A 23,601-nucleotide genomic window follows, 5' to 3' on the forward strand; every position below is an offset into this window, starting at 1 on the left:
ACGCACCGAGTGCCGCTGATCACGCCGTTCCGTGAGCCCGTTCATGTTTCGTTCCGCTCCCGGCCGTCGGCGGTACCACGCGACGCCGCCCCTGGTCGACGTCCAGCCAAGACGGGCGACTGCTGGGCGAAATCTGCCGCTCCCCTTCCCTTACAAGGACGTTCACGGCTCGCCATCAGGGTTGCCTGTACGACCCACCGTCACCGACGACTCCTGGAGCCGGCATGTGCGAGGACCACCACATAGGCAGACGTGCGCTGTTCGTGACGGGAGCGGCGGCCGCCCTTACCTTGGGCGGCGTGAGCTTCGCGAGTGGCGCCAACACCCCCACGGCGACACAGGAGAAGAAGACGGTGCGTGGCACCCTTCCTACCGGTTCGCCCGACTTTGTCTATCTTCCGCTGGAAATCCCCAGCGGTGTACGGGAGATCCACGTCTCCTACACCTACGACAAGCCGACGGTTCCCGCCGGCACCCAGGGCAACGGCCTGGACATCGGCATCTTCGACGAGCGCGGCACGGACCTCGGCGGCAACGGATTCCGCGGCTGGTCGGGCGGCGCCCGCAGCGAGTTCTTCATCCGCGCGGACGACGCGACGCCCGGCTACATCCCGGGCCCGATCCGCGCGGGCACGTGGAACATCATCCTCGGCCCCTACACGATCGCCCCGCAGGGCCTTTCGTACGAGGTCACCATCACCCTCACCTACGGTGAGCCGGGCGAGACGCCGAAGCCGGTGTACCCGCCGGAGCGGGCCAAGGGCCGGGGCCGCGACTGGTACCGCGGCGACTGCCATCTGCACTCCTGGTACTCGGACGGCAAGCGCACTCCCGCCGAGATCGCGGCGCTCGCGCGCGCGGCCGGGCTCGACTTCATCAACACGTCGGAGCACAACACCCATGCCGCGCACGCCCACTGGGCGGACCAGGCGGGCGACGACCTGCTGATCCTGCTCGGCGAAGAGGTCACCACACGCAACGGGCACCTGATCGCGCTCGGCACCGACCCCGGCACGTTCATCGACTGGCGCTACCGCGCGCGCGACAACCGTTTCGGCAAGTACGCCCGCGACATCCGCCGCGCCGGCGGCCTTGTCGTACCCGCGCACCCGCACGCCACCTGCATCGGCTGCAACTGGAAGTTCGGGTTCAACGACGTGGACGTGGTCGAGGTGTGGAACGGCCCCTACACGCCCGACGACGAGGTGAACATGGCCGACTGGGACAGCATGCTCGTCGCCTCGGTACGCTCCGGCCGCGCATGGATCCCGGCCATGGGCAACAGCGACGCACACCGCCACCCCGATCCGGTCGGCACCCCGCAGACGGTCGTCCTCGCCGACGACCTGACCCGCGAGGCGATCCTGGACGGCCTGCGCGCGGGCCGCTCCTACATGGCCGAGTCCAAGTCGCTCTCCCTCTCCTTCAGCGCCTCCGGCAGCCGCGGCGAGCACGCCGGCATCGGCGAGCGCCTGCCGGTCGACCTCGACGCCTCGGTGACGGTCCGTCTGGAGGTGACGGGCGCCCCGGGCTGCACGGTCCGCTTCGTCACGGACCAGGGCGTCCTGTTCACCTCCCCCGTACTCCCGGCCTCCGGCTCGGGCACGGCCGAGTGGCGTACGACGGCGTCGTACGCGGCCTACGTACGGGCGGAGGTACGGCACGCGCCCGTGGTGACGGGTCTGCCCGGGCCGCTTGCGGCGTTCACCAATCCGGTCTTCCTGGGCCGCTGAGAACCAGCGGCCGGGCCCGGCCCCCGGGGGACAGGGGCCGGGCCCGGAGGTTGTCAGCAGCCGGAGACGGCTGGGGACGGCTGGAGACGAAAGCGGCGGATCAGTCCGCGACCACCAGCGACGGGGTCTCCTTCGTCAGCACCTCACCGCGGAAGAAGGCTGGACTGCGGCGCTGCATCACGCCCATGACGGCCACGCCCAGGAGCAGCAGGCCGACGCCGATCACGAAGACCGAGCCGACGCCGAAGACCGCGGAGCCGGAGCCGTAGGCCGGGTCCCACATGTCGTACAGGGTCTTACCGAAGACCGCCGCGAGCAGGATCCCGCCGAGGACCGGGAAAAGCCCCTTGAAGAGGAAGTCGCGGGCCGAGCGGCGGAGCTCCGCGCGGAAGTACCAGGCGCAGGCGAAGGCGGTCAGCGCGTAGTAGAAGCAGATCATGAGGCCGAGCGCGTAGATCGTGTCGACCAGGACGTGCTCGCTGACCAGGGTCATGACGGTGTAGAACGCGCCGGTCGCGAGGCCCGCGACGACCGTGGCCTTGCCCGGCGTCTTGAAGCGAGGGCTGACGCGGGCGAAGGAGGCGGGAAGAGCCTCGTACGCCGACATCGCGAGCACCGTGCGGGCGACCGGGATGAACGTCGTCTGGAGGCTGGCGGCGGCCGAGGCGAGGACGGCGACGAAGAGCGCGATGCCGAGGACCGGACCCATCACGGGTCCCGCCAGGGCGGCGAAGACGTTGTCGGAGGTGTCCGGGTTGGCGAGGCCGAGGCCCTTGTCGCCCGAGCCGACGGCCATCTGTGCGGCCACGCCGGTGGCCAGGTAGGAACCGACCAGGACGACCATCGCGATGAGCGCGGCGCGGCCCGGGGTCTTCGCGGAGCCGGTGGTCTCCTCGTTGGTGGACAGGCAGGCGTCCCAGCCCCAGTACATGAAGATCGAGAGGGACAGACCGGCGGTGAAGGCCGCGAAGGACTGGACCGCGAAGGGGTTCATCCAGGACCAGGAGAAGTCGACGCCGGTGTCGAAGGCGCCGCTGCCGGCCTTCTGCAGTGCCATGACGACGAAGACGGCGAGCACAAGGAGCTGCAGGCCGACGAGGGCGTACTGAACGCCCTTCGTCGCCGTCATGCCGCGGTAGCTGATCGCGGTGGCGGCGGCGATCAGGGTGAGGCAGGTGAGGATGTGGACGGCCTTGTTGCTGTCCAGGGCGGCGACCGACTCACTGCCGCTGATCTCACCGGCCAGCAGCCAGAAGTAGGACGTCGCGACGCCCGCGAGGTTCGACAGCACGATGACTGTCGCGATCACCAGGCCCCAGCCGCACATCCAGCCCACGCGCGGCCCGAACGCCTTCACCGTCCAGGTGAAGGAGGTGCCGCAGTCCGGCATGGCGCGGTTGAGCTCACGGTAGGCGAAGGCCACGAGCAGCATCGGCAGGAAGCCGGCCAGGAACACGGCGGGCATCTGCAGCCCGACCTCCCCCGCCGTGGAGCCGAGGGTGGAGGTCAGGCAGTAGACGGGGGCGACGGTCGAGACCCCGATGACGGCACTGCCGAGAAGGCCTACGGAGTTCCCGCCGAGTCCCTTGGTCCGGACGCCCCCGTCGGAGCGTCCCCTTACCGTGTCTCCGACCTGTGGCCGGCTCTCCAGCTGAGTCATGAAGACGACGGTAAGTGCTGCGGTTCCCGTATCCGGAGCAACTGACTCCGGATACGGAAACCTTGAATATCGCTCGATTGAACCCTATCCGACCATGGATTGAAAGATCACGGAGGCAAACCGAGCACAATTTACAGGCGCAAGACCGGATCCCCGGGTTGCGAAAACCGCAGAGCTGTCCGTTTTGCCGGTTTCAAAGTTTTCCCGTGAGATTCAGGGCTCAGTCACCGGAGCCCGCCAGGAGCCCCTCTGGCCTCATTCACCCCGGCCACACGATCGCCTGCAACTCGCTGTACGCGTGCAGCGCGTACGAGCCGACGTCCCTCCCGACCCCGGACTTCTTGAAGCCCCCGAACGGCGCCTCCATGTTGCGCCCGACCGTGTTCACGCCGACTCCGCCGGCCCTCAGCCGCCGGGCGACACGGAAAGCGCGGGCCACGTCGCCGGACCAGACGTAGTCGATCAGCCCGTACTCGCTGTCGTTGGCGAGGGCGACGGCCGCTTCCTCGGGGTCCTCGTCATCGAAGGGGACTACCACGACGACCGGGCCGAAGATCTCCTCTCGTACGACCCGCATGTCGTTGGTGCAGTCGGTGAGCAGGGTGGGGGCGACGTAGAACCCCCTGTCGAGCTCCGGCCGGGCACCGCCCGCGACCACCCGCGCGCCCTCCTTGCGGCCCAGCTCCACGTACGACTCGACCCGGTCCCGGTGAGCCGCGGAGATCACCGGACCCACGATCGTGCCCTGCTCCCTCGGGTCGCCGACCTTCATGAAGCCGATGTACTGCACCAGCTTCTCGACGAGCCGGTCGTGGACGGAGCGCTGGACGAGCACGCGGGTCGGGGCGGTGCAGATCTGGCCGCTGTAGAAGGCGTACGTCGTGCCGATGCCCGCCACGGCCTGGTCCAGGTCGGCGTCGTCGAAGACGATCGCGGCGCCCTTCCCGCCCAGCTCCATCAGCTGCCGTTTCATGCCGCGGCCGCACACCTCGGCGATGCGCTGTCCGACGGCTGTCGAGCCGGTGAAGCTCACCATGTCGACGTCCGGCGAGTCGACGGCCGCCTCGCCGACGCCGACATCCGTCCCGGAGACCACGTTCACGACCCCTGGCGGAACTCCGGCCGCCTCCAGCGCCTCCGCCATCCGGTACACGGACAGCGGGTCCTGGGGCGCGGGCTTCACGACCACCGTGTTGCCCATCGCCAGGGCCGGGGCGATCTTGCCCGCCGGGTTCGCCCACGGGTTGTTGTACGAGGTGATGCAGGTGACGACGCCTACGGGCTGCCGTACGGCCAGGGCGCCCATGACGCCCGCCTTGCCCATCGCGCCCGCTTCGTTGATCTGCGGGAGCAGCCCCGTCTCGACGGGTTCCAGCGCCCCCTTCGCGTACCGCCGGAAGCGGGCCACGCCCACCCCGACCTGCATGCCCCGCGCCGTCCCCGTCGTGGCGCCGCTCTCGGCCCGGGCGAGATCCGCGTACACGGCCAAGTCGCGCTGGATCTCGTCCGCCGCCCGGTCGAGGATCGCGGCGCGCTCCTCGGGTGCCGTACGCGACCAGGACACGAAGGCCTCGCGGGCGGCCGCCGCCGCATCGTGGACCTGTGCGCGGCTCGCCTCCGGCGCGAGCCCGACGACCTCCTCCGTCGCCGGGTCGATCACCTCGTAGTGGCCGCAGTCCGGCTCGACCCACTCACCGCCGATGAACAGCCGCTGTGCGCCGGTCACCTGGTGCTCACCGTCCTGGTGTCCTGGCCGGAGCGCAGCACCTTGCCGGGTACGGCACCGGTCACCACGTCGTCGCGGATCGCCTCGACGCCGTTGACCCACACCGCGTTGACGCCGATCGCCTTGGCATCGAGGCGCGGGCTGTCGCCGGGCAGGTCGTGGACGAGGGTGGCCTGGCCCGCCTCGATCCGCTCGGGGTCGAAGAGGACGAGGTCCGCATTCCAGCCCTCCGCGATCCGCCCGCGCTCCCGCAGGCCGAAGAGCTGCGCCGGATCGTCCGTCAGCATCTTCACGGCCTGCTCCAGCGGGACCAGGCGCCGCCCTCGCAGACAGTCCCCGATGAAGCGCGTCGTGTACGGCGCGCCGCACATACGGTCGAGATGGGCGCCCGCGTCGGAGCCGCCGAGCATGACGTCCTCGTGGGCCCAGGTCTCCTGGCGCAGCGCCCAGGAGGCCGGGTCGTTGTCGCTGGGCATCGGCCACAGCACCGTCCGCAGATCGTCGTTGGCGCAGATCTCCACGAGACACTGGAAAGCGTCCTGGCCGCGCTCGGCCGCGATGTCCCTCACCACCCGCCCGGTGAGGCCCTCGTTCTCCTTGCTGTACGTGTCCCCGATGACGTACCGGCCGAAGTTCGCGAGCCTGCGGAAGACCCCGGCCTCCTTGGAGTCGGCACGGCGCAGCATCTCCGCCCGGACCTCCGGGTCGCGGAGCTTGGCGATCCGCTCCGGCACCGGCACCGGCAGGCCGAGGATCTCGCCCCAGCCGGGGATGAGGTTCAGCGCGCAGAAGGTGCCGAGCGACATGTTCATGGGCGTGAGGATCGGCATGGTCAGCGCCACGATCCGGCCGCCCGCCTTACGGGCGCGCTCACTCGGTATGAGCTGGCGCGGCACGCGCTCGGGCACGGCGGCGTCGATCGTCAGCACGTTCCAGTTGAGGGGCCGGCCGGCGGCCGCGCTCATCTCCACGAAGAGGTCGATCTCGTCGTCGGAGAACTGGTCCAGACAGCCGGCGACGATCGCCTCGATCTGGGTGCCCTCGTGCTCGCCGACGGCCTTCGACAACGCGATCAGCTCGGCGGGCCGCGCGTGCCGGGACGCGACGGGCTTGCCATCCCCGTCCGAATGCGTGGACGACTGGGTGGTGGACAGGCCCCAGGCGCCCGCGTCCATCGACTCGTGGAACAGCCGGAGCATCTCCTCCAGCTGCGCGGGCGTCGGCTGCCCGCCGACCGCGTCCGCCCCCATGACGTACCGCCGCAGCGCGCAGTGCCCCACCATGAACCCCGCGTTGACGGCGATACGCCCCTCCAGCGCGTCCAGGTACTCCCCGAACGTGTGCCAGTTCCAGGGCGCGCCCTCCTCGAGGGCCACCAGGGACATGCCCTCGACCTTGGACATCATCCGCCGCGTGTAGTCGGCGTCCTCGGGCCGCTCCGGGTGGAGAGGCGCGAGCGTGAAACCGCAGTTGCCGCCCGCGACGGTCGTCACACCGTGGTTGAGGGACGGCGTCGCGTACGGATCCCAGAACAGCTGTGCGTCGTAGTGCGTGTGGGGGTCGACGAAGCCGGGCGCGAGGACGAGCCCGGTGGCGTCCTCGCTCGTCCTGGCCTCCTCGGCGACGGTGCCCGGCTCGGCGATGACGGCGATGCGGCCGTCGCGTATGCCGACGTCGGCGGTGTACGAGGGCGCGCCCGTGCCGTCCACGACGGTCGCGCCCTTGATGAGGTGGTCGAGCATGGCGGCGCCCCTTTCGCTGGAATACCCGGGTCAGGCGGCCTGACGGAAACGGGTGGTCCGGTGCACGGGATCCGTGTCGATCTTCGGGATGACGTGCTCGCCGATGAGCCGGATCGACTGCAGCGTGTCCTCCCGCGAGATCCCGACCGGGAGGCCGAAGGAGATCTGGTCGGCGCCCGCCTGCTCCCAGCGCTTGCACTGCGCCAGCACCTCGTCGGGGTCGCCGCAGATCAACAGCTCCTCGGCAATGAGGAGTTCGATGATCTCCTCGTTGTACTCGGGCAGCGTCTCGGGCCACTCGGGGAAGCCCTCGGGACGCGGGAAGGTGTCGTGATAGCGGAAGACGAGGGAAGGCAGATAGTGCAGTCCGCCGTTCGCCGCGATCCGGACGGCCTCCTCGTGCGTGGGCGCGCAGACGGCGGTCGTCGTCACCATGACGTTGTCGTTGACGAAGTCCCCTACCGGCTCTGCCTTGGCGATGTTCGACTTGTACTGCTCAAGGACCCACTCCATGTCGGAGACCTTCTGGACGCTGAAGCCCAGCACCCCGAGGCCCTTCCGCGCCGCCATGGCGTACGAGGGCGGGGACCCGGCCGCGTACCACATGGCCGGGTGCGACTTCCCGTACGGCTTGGGGAGGATCTTGCGGGGCGGCAGCTGCCAGTGCTTGCCCTGGAAGCCGACGTACTCCTCCTGGAGCCACATCTTCGGGAACTCGGCGATGGTCTCTTCCCAGATCTCCTTCGTGTAGTTCATGTCCGTGATGCCAGGCAGGAAGCCCAGGATCTCGTGGCTGCCCGCGCCCCGGCCGCTACCGAACTCGAACCGCCCCTCGCTGAGGTGGTCGAGCATCGCGACCTTCTCGGCGACCTTCACCGGGTGGTTGACCTGCGCGAGAGGGTTGAAGATCCCCGAGCCGAGGTGGATGCGCTCGGTGGCGTGGGCGAGATAGCCGAGGAAGACGTCGTTGGCGGAGAGGTGCGAGTACTCCTCCAGGAAGTGGTGCTCGGACGCCCAGACGTACTTGAAGCCGGACTTGTCCGCCTGGATGGCGTACTCGGTCTCCTCCATCAGCGCCTTGTGCTCCGCGAGCGGGTCGATCTCGGCCCGCTTGCCCAGATATCCCTGTACGAAGAGCCCGAATTCCAAGGAGGTTCACCGTCCCCTGGTTCACTCCCGCCATTTCTGACGGATCGTCAGATTACTTTGTGCGCCGACTGTCGCACCGCACCCTCGGCACGTCAATAGCTGACTCAGCGTCAGATCACGCTGACGCCTGCCAGCCACCCTCCGTCGATCACGAACGGCTGTCCCGTGATGTACGAGGAATCCGCACTGGACAGGAACAGCACCAGGCGCGCCACCTCCTCGGGCTGCCCGATCCGCCCCATGGGCAGCAGGTTCCGGTAGAGCTCCTCGACGGCCGCCGAGATCTCCTCGGCGTTCGCCATCCCGGGGTCGAGCTGCGCGGGATTGCTCATGGCGGTGTCGATAGCGCCCGGGCAGACGGCGTTGACCCGGATGTTCTTCGCGGCCAGCTCGAGCGCGGCGACCCGGGTGAGGCCGACGATGGCGTGCTTGGTCGCGGTGTACGCGCCCACGCCCGCCATGCCGGTCAGCCCCGCGTACGAGGCGGTGTTCACGATCGTCCCGCCACCCGCCGCCTCTATGTCCGGGGCTACGGTCTTGATGCCCAGGAAGACACCGACCTGGTTGACCTGGAGGATCTGCTGGAACTCGTCCAGCGGCGTGCTCACCAGCTCGTTGAACCGCAGGATGCCCGCGTTGTTGACCAGCCCGTCGATGCGGCCGTACGCGCTCTTGGCGGCAGCCACGGCGGACTGCCACTCCGCCTCCTGGCTCACGTCGAGGTGGAGGTAGAGGCCGCCCAGCTCCTTGGCCAGCGCCTCGCCCTGGTCGTCGAGTACGTCGCCGAGGACCACCTTGGCCCCTTCGGCCGCGAAGAGCCTGGCCTCCTGTTCGCCCTGCCCGCGTGCCGCGCCGGTGATGATGACGACGCGGCCGTCCAGCTTTCCCATGAAGTCCTCCTAGGCGGGATGTGGCGTGCCTTCAGTTGAGGTGTGGCGCGACTTCGGTGCCGAAGGCGCCCATCTGGTCGGTCAGTTCGGTACGGCCGCGGCTGCGGAACCGCACCTGGATCTGGTTCACGCCCATCGCGGCGTACGCCCGCAGCGACTCGGCTAGCGCCTCGGGGCGGCCGCTGAGGGTGCGGCGCCCGACGTCCCAGCCGGGCTCGCCCACGTACAGGGGTTCGGTGATGGCGCCGATGGTGATCGGCTCCGCGATCCCGGCTTCCTCCCTGAGCCTCCTGAGCCGGGCGATCTGGTGCGGCAGCCGGTCGCGCGGGTCGCCCTGCGGCAGCCAGCCGTCGCCCTTGAGCGCGGCACGGCGTACAGCGGCGGGCGAGGACCCGCCGACCCAGAGCGGAACCCGGGCCTGGGCGGGCCGGGGCCGCTGCCCGAGCCCCTCGAACGCGTAGAGCTTCCCGTGGTGCTCGGGGAACTCGTCCGGCCCGAGGGCTGCTTTCAGTGCGTCGATCGCCTCGTCGAGGACGGCTCCCCGCCGCGCGAAGTCGACCCCGAGGGCCTGGAACTCCTCCGGTACATGCCCGGCGCCGACCCCGAGGACCAGCCGGCCGCCGGAGAGATGGTCGAGCGTCGCGTACTGCTTGGCGGTGACGAGGGGGTGACGGAGCCCGACGACGGCGACATGGCTGAGGAGCCGTACGCGCTCGGTCACTCCCGCCAGGAAGGAGAGGGTGGCGACAGGGTCGTACCAGACGGTGCTCATCGCGGGCGCGAGGCGCCGCGGGATGGCGACGTGGTCGCAGCTCGCGAGGTAGTGGAACCCGGTGCGGTCGGCGATCCGGGCGATCTCGGCGAGATCGGCGGGGCCGGCGCCGGTCTCCCATGGCTCGGCGTAGATCGTGCTCTGCGACTGGACGGGGAGCTGCATCCCGTAGACGAGCGCGGGATCTGGACATTGCGCCATGGCTAGGCCCCCGCTCCTGCTCCCGCCCAGAGGCCGTCCTCCGTCAGCCCGAGGAGGTCGATGGCGTTGCGTCGTACGATCCGGTCGACGACGTCCGGCGGCAGGTGCCCCATCTGGGCCTCGCCGACGTCCTTGGACTTCGGCCAGGTGGAGTCGGAGTGCGGGTAGTCGGTCTCGTAGAGGACGTTGGCGACCCCGATGGCGTCCAGGTTCCTGAGCCCGAAGGCGTCGTCGAAGAAGCAGCCGTACACGTGCTCGGCGAAGAGCTCGGACGGCGGCCGGTGGACCTTGTCCGCCACGCCGCCCCAGGCGCGGTTCTCCTCCCAGACGACGTCCGCGCGCTCGAGGATGTAGGGGATCCAGCCGATCTGCCCCTCGGCGTACATGACCTTGAGGTTCGGGAAGCGCTCGAACTTGCCGCTCATCAGCCAGTCGACCATCGAGAAGCAGCAGTTGGCGAAGGTGATGGTGGAGCCGACGGCGGGCGGGGCGTCGGCGGAGGTGCTGGGCATCTTGCTCGACGATCCGATGTGCATGGCGATCACGGTGCCGGTCTCGTCGCAGGCGGCCAGGAACGGATCCCAGTCGTCGGTGTGGATGGACGGCAGTCCGAGGTGGGGCGGGATCTCGGAGAAGGCGACGGCCCGTACGCCGCGCGCGGCGTTGCGGCGGACCTCGGCGGCGGCGAGCTCGGCGTCCCAGAGGGGGATGAGGGTGAGGGGTATGAGCCGCCCCCGCGCCTCGGGGCCGCACCACTCCTCCACCATCCAGTCGTTGTAGGCCTGGACACCGAGGAGCCCCAGCTCGCGATCCTTGGCCTCGGTGAAGGTCTGCCCGCAGAAGCGCGGAAAGGTGGGGAAGCAGACGGCGGACTGGACGTGGTTGACGTCCATGTCGGCGAGCCGCTGCCGCACGTCGTACGACCCCGGGCGCATCTGCTCGTACGTGATGACCTCGAGTTTGATCTCGTCCCTGTCGTATCCGACGGCGGTGTCGAGGCGGGTCAGGGGCCGGTGCAGGTCCTCATAGACCCACCAGTCGCCGATCGGGCCGTCGTCGCCCTTGTCGCCCATCACGGGAGCGAACTTGCCGCCCAGGAAGGTCATTTCCTTCAGCGGCGCCCGGACGATGCGGGGTCCGGTGTCCCGGTACCTGGAGGGGAGCCGGTCCTGCCAGACGTTGGGCGGCTCGACCGTGTGGTCGTCCACCGAGATGATCTTCGGGAAGGTTTCTTCCGTGGTCGCCGTGGTCTCCATACGGCTCACGGTAGCGTCGATCTGACGAACCGTCAGCTATCGTGCGCGGACTCGGTCACCGGTGATGACCTTGTGAGAGGCGCTTCCCAGAGCTGACGCATCCGCCATGAACAAGGCAAACTGACGGGTGCGTCATGACGGGCGCGTCATGACGCGTCATGACAGGTGTGATGGACGGCTGCGGCGGCGGGCGTGCAGGACGCGTGCAGGACGGCATGCAGGGGGACAGCGATGAGCGATGTACCGCGAGTAGCGGAGGAGCGGAGTCCGGCACCGGGGCCCGACCCCGAGCAGCCGGCGCTGCGCTTCAGCGTGCTCGGACCGGTACGCGCCTGGCGTGGCGCCGAGCCGCTGCCCACGGGCTCACCGCAGCAACGCGCCCTGCTGGCCGCCCTGCTGCTCCGCGAGGGCCGCACGGCCACGGCGCACGAACTGATCGACGCCCTGTGGGGCGACGAGCCTCCGTCCCAGGCCCTGGCGGCCGTCCGTACGTACGCCTCCCGTCTGCGCAAGGTCCTTGACCCGGGCGTCCTGGTCAGCGAGTCGGGCGGCTATGCCATCCGTACGGGCGGCCAGGCCCTCGACCTCTCCCTCGCCGAGGAACTGTCGGCGGACGCGGAGAAGGCCCGGAACGCCGGCGACCTGTGCCAGGCCCGCGCCCTGATCAACAAGACGCTGGGCCTGTGGGACGGCGAGCCGCTGGCGAACGTACCCGGGCCGTACGCGGAGACGCAGCGGACGAGGCTGGAGGAGTGGCGCCTGCAGCTGCTGGAATCCCGCCTGGACATGGACCTGGAACAGGGCTGCCACGCGGAGGCGGTCTCGGAACTGACCGCGCTCACGGCCGCGCACCCGCTCCGGGAGCGGCTGCGCGAGCTGCTGATGCTCGCGCTGTACCGGTCCGGCCGCCAGGCGGAGGCGCTGGCGGTGTACGCGGACACGCGCCGCCTGCTGGCTGACGAACTGGGCGTCGACCCGCGCCCCGGCCTGCGGGAACTCCAGCAGCGCATCCTCCAGGCGGACCCGGCGCTGGCGGAACCGTCGGCTCCGGCAGCGGAGCCTGCGGCTGGGCCGGTACGCCCGGCGCAACTCCCTGCCACGGTCCCTGACTTCACGGGCCGGTCGTCCTTCGTATCCGAACTGAGCGACGTGCTGTCGAGCGCGGAGGGCCGCGTGATGGCGGTCTCGGCGGTGGCGGGCATCGGCGGCGTCGGCAAGACGACGCTTGCGGTGCACGTGGCGCATGCGGCACGGGCGTCCTTCCCCGACGGGCAGCTGTACGTGGACCTGCAGGGCGCGGGCCCGAGGCCGGCGGAGCCGGAGACGGTGCTCGGCGCGTTTCTGCGGGCGCTCGGGACGGCGGACTCGGCGATTCCGGACTCCCTGGAGGAGCGGTCGGCCCTCTATCGGTCTGTGTTGGACGGCCGCCGGGTGCTGGTCCTGCTGGACAACGCGCGGGACGCGGCCCAGGTGCGGCCACTGCTGCCGGGCACGGAGGGCTGCGCCGCGCTGGTGACGGCGCGGGTGCGGATGGTGGACCTGGCGGGGGCGCATCTGGTGGACCTGGACGTGATGTCGCCGGAGGAGGCCCTTCAGCTCTTCACGAAGATCGTGGGCGAGGAACGGGTCGCTTCGGAGCGCGAGGCAGCGCTCGACGTGGTGGCGGCGTGCGGCTTCCTGCCCCTGGCCATCCGTATCGCGGCGTCCCGCCTGGCGTCGCGGCGGACGTGGACGGTGTCGGTGCTTGCGGCGAAGCTCGCGGACGAGCGTCGCCGCCTCGACGAACTCCAGGCGGGCGACCTGGCGGTCAAGGCGACGTTCGAGCTGGGGTACGGCCAGCTGGAGCCGGCGCAGGCGCGGGCGTTCCGCCTGCTGGGGCTGGCGGACGGCCCGGACATCTCGCTGGCGGCGGCTGCGGCGGTCCTGGACCTCCCGGTGGACTCGACGGAGGACCTGCTCGAGTCGCTGGTCGACACGTCACTGCTGGAGTCGGCAGCGCCGGGCCGCTACCGCTACCACGACCTGGTCCGCCTCTACGCGCGTGCGTGCGCGGAGCGGGACGAACAGCCGCCGAGCGAGCGGGAAGCGGCGATGTCGCGGCTGCTGGATTTCTATCTCGCTACGGCGGCGGGGGTTTATGCGATTGAGCGGCCGGGGGATCGGTTGGTGGATCACCTGGAGCGGACGGAGTATGCGGGGCTGAGCTTCGGGAACCGGGACACCGCACTGGACTGGCTGTTCGCAGAGGCTGACTGTCTGCTGACTTGCGCCCAGCAGGCCGCGAACAGCCGAAGCACTCTTCCGCGGGCAGCTGACCTACTCATGGCCGCAACGGATCTCGCGGAGTCCGGCGCCAACGCCCGTAGTTACGCGGCTGCGGCCGCTGCAGTCAGCGACGCCGCCGAGCGCTGCGAAGCGCCGCGATCGGAAGCCCGGGCGCGAACGTTCCTCGCTCATGTGCACAGTCTTTCTGGCCGGTTCAACGATGCTTTCGAACAAGCTGAGCTCGCCGCGACTCTCGTCGTGGCATTCGACGATCCTCTGCTTGCCTGCCGCGTGCCGAACCAGCGTGGGCTCATTGCCGCCTACCAAAACCGCCACAGCGACGCGGAGGTCCACTTTCTGCAAGCCATCGACGCCTTCCGCTCAGACGGAAACCGTCCCGGCGAGGCCAGCGCCCTTTGCAACCTTTCGCGCGTACGCCTCGCTCTATGCCAGACATCAAGTGCCGTCGAGCTGGCCCAGCAAGGAGTCGCGATCTACGACGGCTTGGGGTTGACCTTGCGACTGGCCAACGGCCTGTACGCGCTCGGTCTCGCCCTGACTCGAGCGGGCAGATTGAGCGATGCCGCAACCCACCTGTCGGTCGCCCTGGACCTGTTCCGCGACAGTCGTCAGCGCCTGTGGGAGGGGATGACCAACTTCAGAATCGCCGAAGTGCACCTGGCCGACAGCCGCCCCGCTCAAGCCGCAGCTCAGGCAGAGCAAGCGCTGGCAATCCTGCGCGGGATCGGAGGGGAGTGGCGCCGAGGGAACGCCCTGACCGTCCTCGGACGAGCGTTGGCAGGTCTGGGACAGCAGGGGCGGGCGCGAGCTTGCTGGCAGGAAGCACTGTCCATCTTCGAGGAGCTCGGATCGTCCGAGGCTGCTGAGGTACGTGGACTGCTGGCTCCTGCCGCAGCGGCGTAGCCACGTACTCCCGCATCACGACGACACGTTCATCGTTCGTTTATCGCCGAGCGTCACTCTGATGTCTGTCGATCCGTCGCGTCGGGGGGCAGACGGCCGACGCAAGGCCCTACGCCCTAGGGTGAGCGGCCACCGAGGAGTCCGTCCGGCAGCCCACGGGGGAGCGGCCGGGCGGACTCCGCCAATTCCAGGAACCAGGCCCGGAAGGACAGACGCGATGAGCGAGAAGAAGGTCGTTGAAGTCAAGCCGCTCGACGAGCACATGACGGGCGGCAGCGAGGACGGCGACGTCAAGCCGCTCGACGAGCACATGACGGGCGGCACCGAAGACGGCGACGTCAAGCCGCTCGACGAGCACATGACGACGGAACCATCCAACTAGCCCATCTCAACGGGGGATCGGCCGCGGCGGCGCGGAGGGGAGCCGTCGCGGCCGATGCATGTACGGAGAAAGAATCCGGCCCATCTCTGGCGCGAACCGTGCGAGCAGCTCGAACAGTTGCCACTGGCGTCGCTACGGTCCCTGTGCGCACGGAAGTCCCGTCTCCCCAAGGAGTTGGAATGACCCGCACCAAGAAGATCCTCGTGACTGTCGCCGTCGCGGCCGCGGCTGCTCTCGGCACGGCTGGCACGGCGATGGCGGACACCCACATCACGGTGACGCCGCAGGACAATCACGCCACGGTCATCACCCCCCAGGACAACCACGCCGGCTGATCAGTCCCAGCTCGCAACGAGGGCCGGGCGCGTCCGCTTGGCCCCCGTTGCCGTTCAGCGAACCGTCCGCACTACGCCTCCCCCACCTCACACCACACCGTCTTGCCCGCCACCTCCTGCTCCACACCCCACCGCAGCGCCACCGCATCGAGCAGGGCCAGGCCACGCCCGGCCTCGTCGTCAGCCGTGGCGGGTACGAGGACAGGGATGGCGCACTGGTGAGGATCCGTGACCTCGACACGGGTTCGCCCGCCGCCGCACTCCACGCGTACGCGTACGGGCGTCCCCTCCCCCAGATGCCGGATGACGTTGCCCACCAGCTCGGTGACACAGAGCTGGACGTCGGCGCAGGGAGCGCCCACGTACTCGCGCACGCTCCGGCGCAGCTCGGGCACGGCCTTGGGGAGGGCCAGCAGGTCGACCTCCAAGCGCACCGCGTTCACTGGGCCGCCGCCTCACGGAGGGCCCTAGCAGACTGCGCGCAGTGGCGGTGTTGCAGTTGCCGAGCGCGACCAGCCCCGCCGGAGGCAGATACGTACCCGCGAAGGACGGCAGGTCGGCGCGGAGGGAGGGGAGGGTGATGCCGTGTACGGCGAGGGCGTCGCGCAGTTCGTCCACGCAGCGGGTTACGTCGTCGGCGGTCGGGCTGGCGGGTGCGTGACGGTCCTGGCTCGTGTTCATCGGTGTACGCCTTCCTGTGCGCTCTGTAATGAACCAGTCACACCGTGACGTGAAGCGGCGTACCGTAAAAGGGGTTTGGGTTCCCGGCTGCGAATCGCGGAACTGAGCGCGGAAGACGTGGAATTGGCGGTAGTCCATGGTGCGACGCAAGGACATCGACGGCTCGGAAAGCGTCCCCTGCTTCTACGGCAAGGAGTTGCGGTGGAAGCGGGAGGAGGCGGGGCTCACGCTTCAGCAGCTGGTCGAGGGCAGCTTCTACGGGCAGAGCCACCTCAGCGAGATCGAGCGCGGCGAGCGCCGCATGCCCCGCGACCTCGCAGAACACGTGGACCGGGTGCTGAAGACCGACGGGTTCTTCGCCCGCCGCTGCGAGGAGGTACGCAAGGCCCGGCGGGCCGGGCACGCCTGGTACTTCGAGAAGGTCCTGGAGGCGGAGAAGCACGCGGAGGTCGAGGAGTGGTGCCCGACCCTCATTCCGGGGCTGCTCCAGACTGAGGCGTACGCCCGAGCCGTAGTCCGGGCTACGCATCCCCTCGAACCGCAGGAGAAGACAGACGCGAAGGTGCACGCCCGGCTGGCGCGTGCCCGCCTCTTCGACGACGACCCCACGACGCCCGAGTACTGGGCGATCCTGCACGAGTCGCTACTACGGCTGCCGTCCCTCCCGCCGGAGGCGATGGCCGAACAGCTCGCCCATATTGCGGCGTTGGCTCGTCGGCCCCGGATCACTCCACAGATCCTTCCGTGGAATTGCGGGGCACATCCTCTGATGCTCGGCGCCGTCAAGACGATGGCCTTCCCCGACGCCCCGCCGATGGTCTACACGGAGTCGCCGTACAGCGGCGACACCATCGAGGATCCGGCCCTCGTGAAGCAGTACCGCAAGGCATACGATCGGCTCAGGGCCGCCGCACTGCCGCCTGAGGCGTCCCTCGCCATGATCGAGGATGCGGCTGAGGACTACCGAAATGGCAAACAACGCCTTTGACTTGAGCGCCGCGCACTGGAGGAAGAGCAGCTACAGCAACGGCGACGGCGGCGACTGCGTCGAGGTAGCCGACGGCCTCCCCGGAGTCGTCCCGGTCCGGGACTCCAAGGTGCAGGACGGCCCCGTACTGCTGTTCCGGACCCCTGCCTGGACCGCCTTCATGGCCGGAGTGAAGCGCTGACCCAACTCTCTGTGCGGCAATTGGCAGATTTGGGCCACCCCTGTGACGTAGCCACCGTGCCAGAACGTTACATGCGTGGCCCAAATCTGCCACTCCCCGATCGCCAGCCGCCCCCTCCCCGGCCGGTTATCCACAGGGGGCGCGGGAACTCCGGGCCTCTCGTGAGAGTGGGGCCGTGGAGCGGGGGGAATTGCGCGGGCTCGTGGAAGGTGGGGTGCTGCTCACCTCGCGTGCCCTGGAGGCGGGGTGGCCGCGGCGGTCCCTCCTTCGGAGGCTCGGTGCGGAAGGGTGGACCCGCGTCCAGGCCGGCGCCTGGGCCGAGCCGGGGTGGGAAGTCGACCTGCCCACCCGCCTCCGGGCCGCGCAGCTGCTCAAGCCGCAGCTCGTCGTGAGCCATCGCTCGGCGGCCGCCCTCTGGCGGATCGAGGTGCTGGGCTCGGCTCGGCGGCCGACGCTGGAGTTCAGCGACCCCGGGCTCGCCGTCCGGCGGGAGGGGACGGGGGTGCGCGTGTACCGGGTGCCGATCCCGCACGACGAGGTGGTGGAGCGTCGCGGGCTGCGGGTCACCACCGTCCGCCGTACGCTCGCGGACCTGTTGCGGGCCGGGCCGAGGGACGACGCGCTCGTCGCCGTGGAGTCGGCGCTCACCCGGCGCACCGTCGACCGCGTACGCCGCGGGCCGCTCACGACCCTCGCGGAGGTCGTCACCGCTCTCGAAGCTCCTGAATCTTCCGGAACCCCGCTCCGCGGGACGGCCAGAGCCCGCCGCTGGCTGGAGCTCGCCGACCCGAACGCCGGCTCACCGGCCGAGACGGTTGCGCGCCTGCACATGCATGACGCGGGCCTCCGCCCCGAGAGCCAAGCCGAACTCCTCACCCCCGGCGGCCGCCGCTGCTTCCTGGATTTCCTCTTCCGAGCCGAAGGCCTGGCCGTCGAGATCGAGGGATATGCCTACCACGGCACCCGCGAGTCACACCGCCGTGACCTCGCGCGCTTCAACCAAGTACTTCAGTGCGCCGAGGTCCGCACGCTCCTCCGCTATACCGCCGTGGACGTATTCCAACGGCCCACTCACCTGATCGAGGACATCCGCAACACCCTCATCCGGCTCCGACACGGGCGCGCACCACAGTGATCAGCAGCCCGCTCAGCGCGGTGCCGTCCCGGCCTGGGCGCCTCAAAACCCGTGGACGCACGCGTCCGCCGAGGACGATAGTGACGCCCATGGCTTCTCTCGTGCGTCACGTGACCTTCGACTGTGCCGATGCCTACCGCCTCGCGAGCTTCTGGGCCGAGGTGCTGGAAGGTTCGCTCGCGGAGGACGACAACCCCGGTGACCCGGAGGCGCTGGTCACCGCCAAGGGAGTCGGGCTGCTGTTCATCAGCGTGCCCGAGCCCAAGAGCGTGAAGAACCGGGTGCACCTGGACCTGCAGCCGCAGGACCGGTCACGGGACGAGGAGGTCGAGCGGCTCCTCGCCCTCGGCGCCACGCTCGTCGGGGATCACCGGCGTCCCGACGGAACGGGGTGGGTCACACTCGCCGACATCGAGGGCAACGAGTTCTGCGTGGAGCGCAGTGCGGCCGAGCGGGCGGTCGGCTGATCACTCATACTCCCTGGTCAGATCGATTTGACGTACATAATGGACAGGTGTCGCACACGACCTTAAAATGTGCGACATGGAAGCCCATGAGGACGACATCAAGATCACCGTGCGCGACTTGCAACGCAACGCCGCCGCCGTTCTCAAGCGGCTCGAGCACGGCGAGACCATCAGCGTCACCCGTCATGGTCGGACGGTCGCCCGGATAATCCCCCCGGACCCCGCCGAGGAGGCGATCAACCAAGCCGTCTCCGACGGGCTGATCGACCTCACGGAGCTCTCACGCGCGCGCACCGCCGCCCAGACCGCACGGATCAGGACCGCGCCATCGGCTCCCGGAGAGACACCGCTCAGCCAGACGCTGACCGAGCTGCGAGACGAGGACTCCGACCGCTGATGCGTTTCATCTATCTCGACACGTCCGCGGCACTCAAGCTGTTCAAACAGGAGCATGAGACGTCGGCTCTGAAGGCGTGGCTGTCCACCGAAGGCTCGGCCACCGTGTTGACCTGCGATCTCACCCGTACCGAAGTACGTCGGGCGCTGCACGCCGCCAACGCGGCCTCTGAGATCGTCGCGGAAGCCGAGGACTGGCTCGAGGAGAGCGCACTGATCCGCATACCAGCCAACCTCTTCGACCGAGCCGGGTTGTTGTGCCCAGGCACACGCCTCCGCTCTCTCGACGCGCTGCACCTCGCGGCGGCGAGCGGGCTGGGTCGCGCGCTCATCGCGTTCGTCGCCTACGACAAACGACTCGTCGAATCCGCAGAATCATTGGGCCTGCCGGTCAAGAGCCCAAGCCCTGAGTGATCTCCGCCGGTCTCAGCGAAGCCATGAGTGGCCGATCACCTGTTCCATCCCGCCCGCAACTCCCCCTTGACCACCTTCCCGCTGGCGTTCCGCGGCAGCTCCCCCACGAACTCCACCGACCTCGGCACCTTGTAGTTCGCCATCTCCCGGCGCGACCAGGCGATCAGGTCGTCCGCGGTCACCACAGCCCCCGGCCGCCGCACCACATACGCCTTGCCGACCTCGCCCAGCCGGGCGTCCGGGACGCCGATGACCGCGACGTCCGCCACGTCGGGATGCAGGCCGAGCAACTGCTCTATCTCCGCCGGGTACGCGTTGAAGCCGCCGACGATGAACATGTCCTTGATGCGGTCCGTGATGCGCAGGTTCCCGGCGGTGTCCAGTACGCCCACGTCGCCCGTGTGCAGCCAGCCGTCCGGCGTCAGTACCGCGGCCGTGGACTCCGGGTCCTCGAAGTAGCCCTGCATGACGTTGAAGCCGCGGACCAGGACCTCGCCGGGGGTGCCCGGGGACAGCGGATCGCCCGCCGGCCCCACCACCCGTACCTCCGTGCCGGGGATCGCCCGGCCCGACGTCGACGCGATCGCCTCCGCCGCGTCCCCCCGCCGGCACATCGTCACGATGCCGCTCGCCTCCGACAGGCCGTACGCCGTGAGCACCGTGTCGACGTGCAGTTCACCCCTCAGCCGCTCCACCAACTGCAGCGGCACCACCGCCGCGCCCGTCACCACCAGCCGCAGGGCCGAGAGGTCGTACGCGTCCCGGGACGGGTGGTCCAGAAGCGACTGGTGCAGGGTCGGCGGGCCCGGCAGCACCGAGATGCGTTCCGCCGCGATGTTCGCCAGCACCGTGTCCACGTTGAACACCGACTGCGGGACCATCGTCGCGCCCCGCATCAGGCAGGCCACGATCCCGGCCTTGTAGCCAAAAGTGTGGAAGAAGGGGTTCACGATCAGATAGCGGTCGCCCTCGCGCAGGCCCGCCAGGTCGCTCCACACCTCGTAGCCGCGGAGCGTCTGGGCGTGCGTGATCACCGCGCCCTTGGGGCGGCCCGTCGTGCCCGACGTGAAGATGATGTCCGACGCACACCCGCCCGTGATCCCATTCGCCCGCGCACGGACCTCGGCATCGGTCACCCCCTCCCCGTCCGCCAGGAAGTCCTTCCACGTACGGAAGTCCGCCGGAGCGTCGTCCGACAGCACCACCACCTGCTCCAGGTACGGCAGGCCAGGCAGCGGACCCGCGGTCCCCTCACCCCCCTCGCCCGCCGCCCTCCGCAGCGACGCCACATACGACGCCCCTAGGAAAGTCCCCGTCACGAACAGCAGCTTCGCGCGGGTCCGTTCCAGTACGTACGCCGCCTCGGCGCCCTTGAAGCGCGTGTTCAGCGGTACGAGCACCGCCCCCGCCGTCACCGCCCCCAGCGCCGAGACGATCCAGTCCAGGGTGTTCGGGGCCCACACCGCCACCCGGTCCCCCGCCCGCACCCCGTTCGCGATGCATGCCCCGGCCGCCCGTTCCACGCGCTCGCCCAGTTCCGCGTACGAGACCCGGGTGCGGCCGTCGACGACGGCCTCCCCGTCCCCGTACCGCTCGGCCGCCGCCCGTACGAGCCCCGGGATGCTCCCCCACTCCAGATCCCCGCGCATCGCACGCCTCCCACAAGACCGAAAAGCAGTAGCTGACTGTCCGTCAGATTAGCTGTACTCTGACGGCCTGTCAGCACTGGTGGCCCCACGGTGGAGGTGGCAGGTGGCGGCGAGTCTCAAGGACGCTACGGCGATAGTCGGGATAGGCCAGACCCCCTTCGCGAAACGACTCCCCGAATCGGAGAAGACCCTCGCCTGCCGCGCCGTCCTCGCCGCTCTCGACGATGCCGGAATAGCGCCTTCCGAGGTCGACGCCTTCGCCTCCTACACGATGGAGGAGACCGACGAGGTCGAGATCGCCAAGGCGATCGGGGCCGGCGACGTCACCTTCTTCAGCAAGGTCGGGTACGGGGGCGGCGGCTCCTGCGCCACCGTCGCGCATCTCGCCGCCGCCGTCGCCACCGGGCAGGCCAGTGTCGGTGTGGCCTGGCGGTCGCGGAAACGGGGGTCCGGGCCCCGGCCGTGGAAGAACACCGCCGTCCAGCTGCCGACCCCCGCCCAGTGGACCCGGCCCTTCGGGCTCCTCCGTCCTGCCGACGAGATCGCGATGCTCGCCCGCCGCTATATGCACGAGTACGGGGCGACCCGCGACCACCTCTTCAACGTCGCCCTGGCCTGCCGCAACCGGGCGAACCAGAACCCCGCGGCGATCATGTACGAGCGCCCGCTGACCCGCGAGATGTACATGACCGCCCGCTGGATCAGCGAACCCCTCTGCCTCTTCGACAACTGCCTGGAGACCGACGGCGCGCTGGCCTGCGTCATCGTCTCCGCCGAGCGCGCCCGCGACTGCCGCCGGAAGGCGGTGTACGTCCATTCGGTCGCCCAGGGCCTGCCGTCCCAGCACCACGGCATGGTCAACTACTGGAACGACGACCCCCTCTCCGGGCCCGCGTGGACCGCCGCGCGACACCTCTGGAAACAGGCCGACTTCGGGCCGGAGGACGTCGACGTCGCACAGATCTACGACGCGTTCACCCCTCTCATCCCGCTCTCCCTCGAGGGCTACGGCTTCTGCGGCCGCGGTGAAGGCGGCGCATTCACGGAAGGCGGGGCACTGGAGATCGGAGGGCAGCTGCCGATCAACACCGGCGGTGGCGGGCTGAGCGAGGCCTACGTCCACGGCTTCAACCTCATCAACGAAGGCGTCAAACAGCTGCGCGGCACGAGCACCGCCCAGGTCCCGGACGCCTCCACCTGCCTGGTCACGGCGGGCGAGGGAGTCCCCACGTCGGCTCTGCTGCTGAGGAGTTGAGATGGCCCGGTCCGACACCGACACCCTGCTCTCGCCCGTCATCGACGACGACGGCGCCCCCTTCTGGGAGTACGCCTCGCGCGGCGAGCTCCGCATCCAGGCGTGCGCCCGCCCCGACTGCGGCGCGCTGCGCTTCCCGCCCCGCCCCTGCTGCCCGCACTGCCAGTCGTTCGACAGCGAGTGGCGCAGGATGAGCGGGCGGGGGCGAATCTGGTCGTACGTGCTCCCGCATCCGCCGCTGCTTCCGGCCTACGCCGAGCTGGCCCCGTACAACGCGATCCTCGTGGAGCTCGCCGACGCCCCGCACATACGGCTGGCCGGCAATCTCGTCAGCGGGCCGAACGCCCCGCTGAACTCCATCCCGTCCGAGCGGCTGCGGATCGGCGCGAAGGTACAGGTCGTGTTCGCGTACGTCGGCGGTGTGGCGGTGCCGCGCTGGGTACTGGAGCGGCTATGACCGTCCGTACCGAGGTGCACAAGGACACCGGGGTGGCCGTCGTCACCCTCGACCGTCCGAGCAGGCACAACGCCATCGACCTCGAGACGGCCGGGGAACTGGCGGCCTCATGGCGGGAGTTCCGGTCCGACGACTCCGTACGTGCGCTCGTGATCACCGGCGCCGGCACCAAGGCCTTCTGCACCGGGATCGACCGCTCCACCGAAGTCCCGCAGCCCGCCTCGCCGTACTCGACCGACGATCCGCTCCTCACCATCGGGCCGAAGGCGAACGACCTCTGGAAGCCCGTCATCGGCGCCGTCAACGGCATGGCCTGCGGCGGCGCCTTCTATCTCCTCGGCGAGGCCGAGTTCGTGGTCGCGGACGCGACGGCGACGTTCTTCGATCCGCACACGACGTACGGCATGGTCAGCGCGTACGAGCCGATCCTCATGGCGCAGCGGATGCCGATCGGGGAGGTCGCGCGGATGGCGCTGATGGGCACGGCCGAGCGGATCTCGGCGCGCCGGGCGTACGAGACGGGGCTGGTCTCGCAAGTGACTGCGCCCGGTGAGGCGTTGGACGCCGCTCTCGAGTGCGCCCGGGTGATCGCCTCGTATCCGACCGAGGCCGTGCAGGGAACGGTGCGTGCCGTGTGGGCGGCGAAGGAGGCGGCGCGGGACCACGCGTTCGCGCAGGCGCCGCACCTCATCGCGCTCGGCAGTCTGCCGCCCGAGCGGCAGGCGGAGCTGTTCGCCGCCCGCCGCTCGGGGCCTGGTGCCGGCTCCGGCGCCGGGGCCGGGGCCGGAGCCGGTGGCGGTGGCGGTGGCGGTGGCGGTTCTGATTCCGGCCACCGCTTCCGCTAAGCGGCGCCGGGACGTACGTGAACTTCCCCGGCGCCGCATAGGCGTCGCGGCGCCGTCACGGGGTCGGCGAGGCGTGGGCGGACGGTTCACGTACGCCT

The 23,601-nt window shown here is 69.8% G+C and carries 22 protein-coding genes; 13 read left to right on the top strand and 9 right to left on the bottom strand.

Features of this window, described 5'->3' with window-relative positions:
* The first annotated feature begins 224 nt into the window (after nt 1-224).
* Nucleotides 225-1,733, top strand: a complete 1,509-nt coding sequence (locus H1D24_RS15165) for a CehA/McbA family metallohydrolase (protein WP_181658081.1) — start codon at nt 225-227, stop codon at nt 1,731-1,733.
* 100 nt (nt 1,734-1,833) lie between these two features.
* Here H1D24_RS15165 and H1D24_RS15170 read toward each other — a convergent pair whose 3' ends face one another.
* The 7 genes from H1D24_RS15170 to H1D24_RS15200 form a co-directional block, all read right to left on the bottom strand.
* Nucleotides 1,834-3,393, bottom strand: coding sequence for an APC family permease (locus H1D24_RS15170; protein ID WP_181658082.1), 1,560 nt, complete (start codon nt 3,391-3,393; stop codon nt 1,834-1,836).
* 259 nt (nt 3,394-3,652) lie between these two features.
* Nucleotides 3,653-5,119, bottom strand: a complete 1,467-nt coding sequence (locus H1D24_RS15175) for an aldehyde dehydrogenase family protein (RefSeq protein WP_181658083.1) — start codon at nt 5,117-5,119, stop codon at nt 3,653-3,655.
* Complete coding sequence (locus H1D24_RS15180; protein ID WP_181658084.1) at nt 5,116-6,861, bottom strand: N-acyl-D-amino-acid deacylase family protein; 1,746 nt, start codon at nt 6,859-6,861, stop codon at nt 5,116-5,118. The genes H1D24_RS15175 and H1D24_RS15180 overlap by 4 nt, the downstream gene beginning before the upstream one ends.
* 30 nt (nt 6,862-6,891) lie before the next feature.
* The gene (locus H1D24_RS15185; protein ID WP_374064240.1) at nt 6,892-8,010 is read right to left on the bottom strand and encodes an LLM class flavin-dependent oxidoreductase; all 1,119 of its coding nucleotides are present in this window, start codon (nt 8,008-8,010) and stop codon (nt 6,892-6,894) included.
* Nucleotides 8,011-8,120: 110 nt separating this feature from the next.
* On the bottom strand, nt 8,121-8,900 hold the full coding sequence (locus H1D24_RS15190) for an SDR family NAD(P)-dependent oxidoreductase (protein ID WP_181658085.1): 780 nt from the start codon (nt 8,898-8,900) through the stop codon (nt 8,121-8,123).
* Nucleotides 8,901-8,931: 31 nt separating this feature from the next.
* Entirely contained in the window at nt 8,932-9,873 is a 942-nt protein-coding gene (locus H1D24_RS15195; RefSeq protein ID WP_258564089.1) for an LLM class F420-dependent oxidoreductase, read from the bottom strand.
* A 2-nt stretch (nt 9,874-9,875) separates the two neighbouring features.
* Complete coding sequence (locus tag H1D24_RS15200) at nt 9,876-11,129, bottom strand: amidohydrolase family protein (protein ID WP_181658086.1); 1,254 nt, start codon at nt 11,127-11,129, stop codon at nt 9,876-9,878.
* 231 nt (nt 11,130-11,360) lie between these two features.
* On the opposite strand from H1D24_RS15200, the gene afsR reads away from it, so the two are divergent.
* From afsR to H1D24_RS15215, 3 genes are all read left to right on the top strand, one after another.
* The gene (gene afsR / locus H1D24_RS15205) at nt 11,361-14,318 is read left to right on the top strand and encodes an SARP-family global regulator AfsR (RefSeq protein WP_181658087.1); all 2,958 of its coding nucleotides are present in this window, start codon (nt 11,361-11,363) and stop codon (nt 14,316-14,318) included.
* A gap of 217 nt (nt 14,319-14,535) precedes the next feature.
* A complete protein-coding gene (locus tag H1D24_RS15210) occupies nt 14,536-14,700 on the top strand; it encodes a hypothetical protein (RefSeq protein WP_181658088.1) in 165 nt (54 codons plus the stop codon).
* Nucleotides 14,701-14,879: 179 nt separating this feature from the next.
* Entirely contained in the window at nt 14,880-15,035 is a 156-nt protein-coding gene (locus tag H1D24_RS15215) for a hypothetical protein (RefSeq protein ID WP_181658089.1), read from the top strand.
* A gap of 71 nt (nt 15,036-15,106) precedes the next feature.
* Here H1D24_RS15215 and H1D24_RS15220 read toward each other — a convergent pair whose 3' ends face one another.
* On the bottom strand, nt 15,107-15,478 hold the full coding sequence (locus H1D24_RS15220; protein ID WP_309484321.1) for an ATP-binding protein: 372 nt from the start codon (nt 15,476-15,478) through the stop codon (nt 15,107-15,109).
* 374 nt (nt 15,479-15,852) lie between these two features.
* On the opposite strand from H1D24_RS15220, the gene H1D24_RS15225 reads away from it, so the two are divergent.
* From H1D24_RS15225 to H1D24_RS15250, 6 genes are all read left to right on the top strand, one after another.
* Complete coding sequence (locus H1D24_RS15225) at nt 15,853-16,704, top strand: helix-turn-helix domain-containing protein (RefSeq protein ID WP_181658090.1); 852 nt, start codon at nt 15,853-15,855, stop codon at nt 16,702-16,704.
* On the top strand, nt 16,685-16,885 hold the full coding sequence (locus H1D24_RS15230; protein ID WP_181658091.1) for a DUF397 domain-containing protein: 201 nt from the start codon (nt 16,685-16,687) through the stop codon (nt 16,883-16,885). Before H1D24_RS15225 ends, H1D24_RS15230 begins: the two co-directional genes overlap by 20 nt.
* 175 nt (nt 16,886-17,060) lie before the next feature.
* The gene (locus tag H1D24_RS15235) at nt 17,061-18,020 is read left to right on the top strand and encodes a hypothetical protein (protein WP_309484322.1); all 960 of its coding nucleotides are present in this window, start codon (nt 17,061-17,063) and stop codon (nt 18,018-18,020) included.
* An 89-nt stretch (nt 18,021-18,109) separates the two neighbouring features.
* Nucleotides 18,110-18,487: a VOC family protein gene (locus H1D24_RS15240; RefSeq protein ID WP_181658092.1), complete on the top strand. Its 378-nt coding sequence runs from the start codon at nt 18,110-18,112 to the stop codon at nt 18,485-18,487.
* 76 nt (nt 18,488-18,563) lie between these two features.
* Entirely contained in the window at nt 18,564-18,884 is a 321-nt protein-coding gene (locus tag H1D24_RS15245) for a type II toxin-antitoxin system Phd/YefM family antitoxin (protein WP_181658093.1), read from the top strand.
* Entirely contained in the window at nt 18,884-19,297 is a 414-nt protein-coding gene (locus H1D24_RS15250) for a type II toxin-antitoxin system VapC family toxin (RefSeq protein WP_181658094.1), read from the top strand. The genes H1D24_RS15245 and H1D24_RS15250 overlap by 1 nt, the downstream gene beginning before the upstream one ends.
* A gap of 35 nt (nt 19,298-19,332) precedes the next feature.
* On the opposite strand, the gene H1D24_RS15255 is transcribed toward H1D24_RS15250, so the two are convergent.
* Entirely contained in the window at nt 19,333-20,946 is a 1,614-nt protein-coding gene (locus tag H1D24_RS15255; protein ID WP_181658095.1) for a FadD3 family acyl-CoA ligase, read from the bottom strand.
* A 103-nt stretch (nt 20,947-21,049) separates the two neighbouring features.
* Between H1D24_RS15255 and H1D24_RS15260 the strand changes: the two genes are divergently transcribed.
* Genes H1D24_RS15260 through H1D24_RS15270 form a run of 3 tightly spaced genes read left to right on the top strand, consistent with a single transcriptional unit; the run spans nt 21,050 to nt 23,503 of the window.
* Complete coding sequence (locus H1D24_RS15260; protein WP_181658096.1) at nt 21,050-22,201, top strand: lipid-transfer protein; 1,152 nt, start codon at nt 21,050-21,052, stop codon at nt 22,199-22,201.
* 1 nt (nt 22,202) lies between these two features.
* Entirely contained in the window at nt 22,203-22,658 is a 456-nt protein-coding gene (locus H1D24_RS15265) for a Zn-ribbon domain-containing OB-fold protein (RefSeq protein ID WP_181658097.1), read from the top strand.
* Nucleotides 22,655-23,503 carry an enoyl-CoA hydratase/isomerase family protein gene (locus tag H1D24_RS15270; RefSeq protein ID WP_181658098.1) on the top strand — a complete coding sequence of 283 codons (849 nt, stop codon included), beginning with the start codon at nt 22,655-22,657 and terminating at the stop codon, nt 23,501-23,503. The genes H1D24_RS15265 and H1D24_RS15270 overlap by 4 nt, the downstream gene beginning before the upstream one ends.
* Nucleotides 23,504-23,601 lie beyond the last annotated feature (98 nt).

Source organism: Streptomyces himalayensis subsp. himalayensis (assembly GCF_013778455.1).
Classification (GTDB): Bacteria; Actinomycetota; Actinomycetes; order Streptomycetales; family Streptomycetaceae; genus Streptomyces; species Streptomyces himalayensis.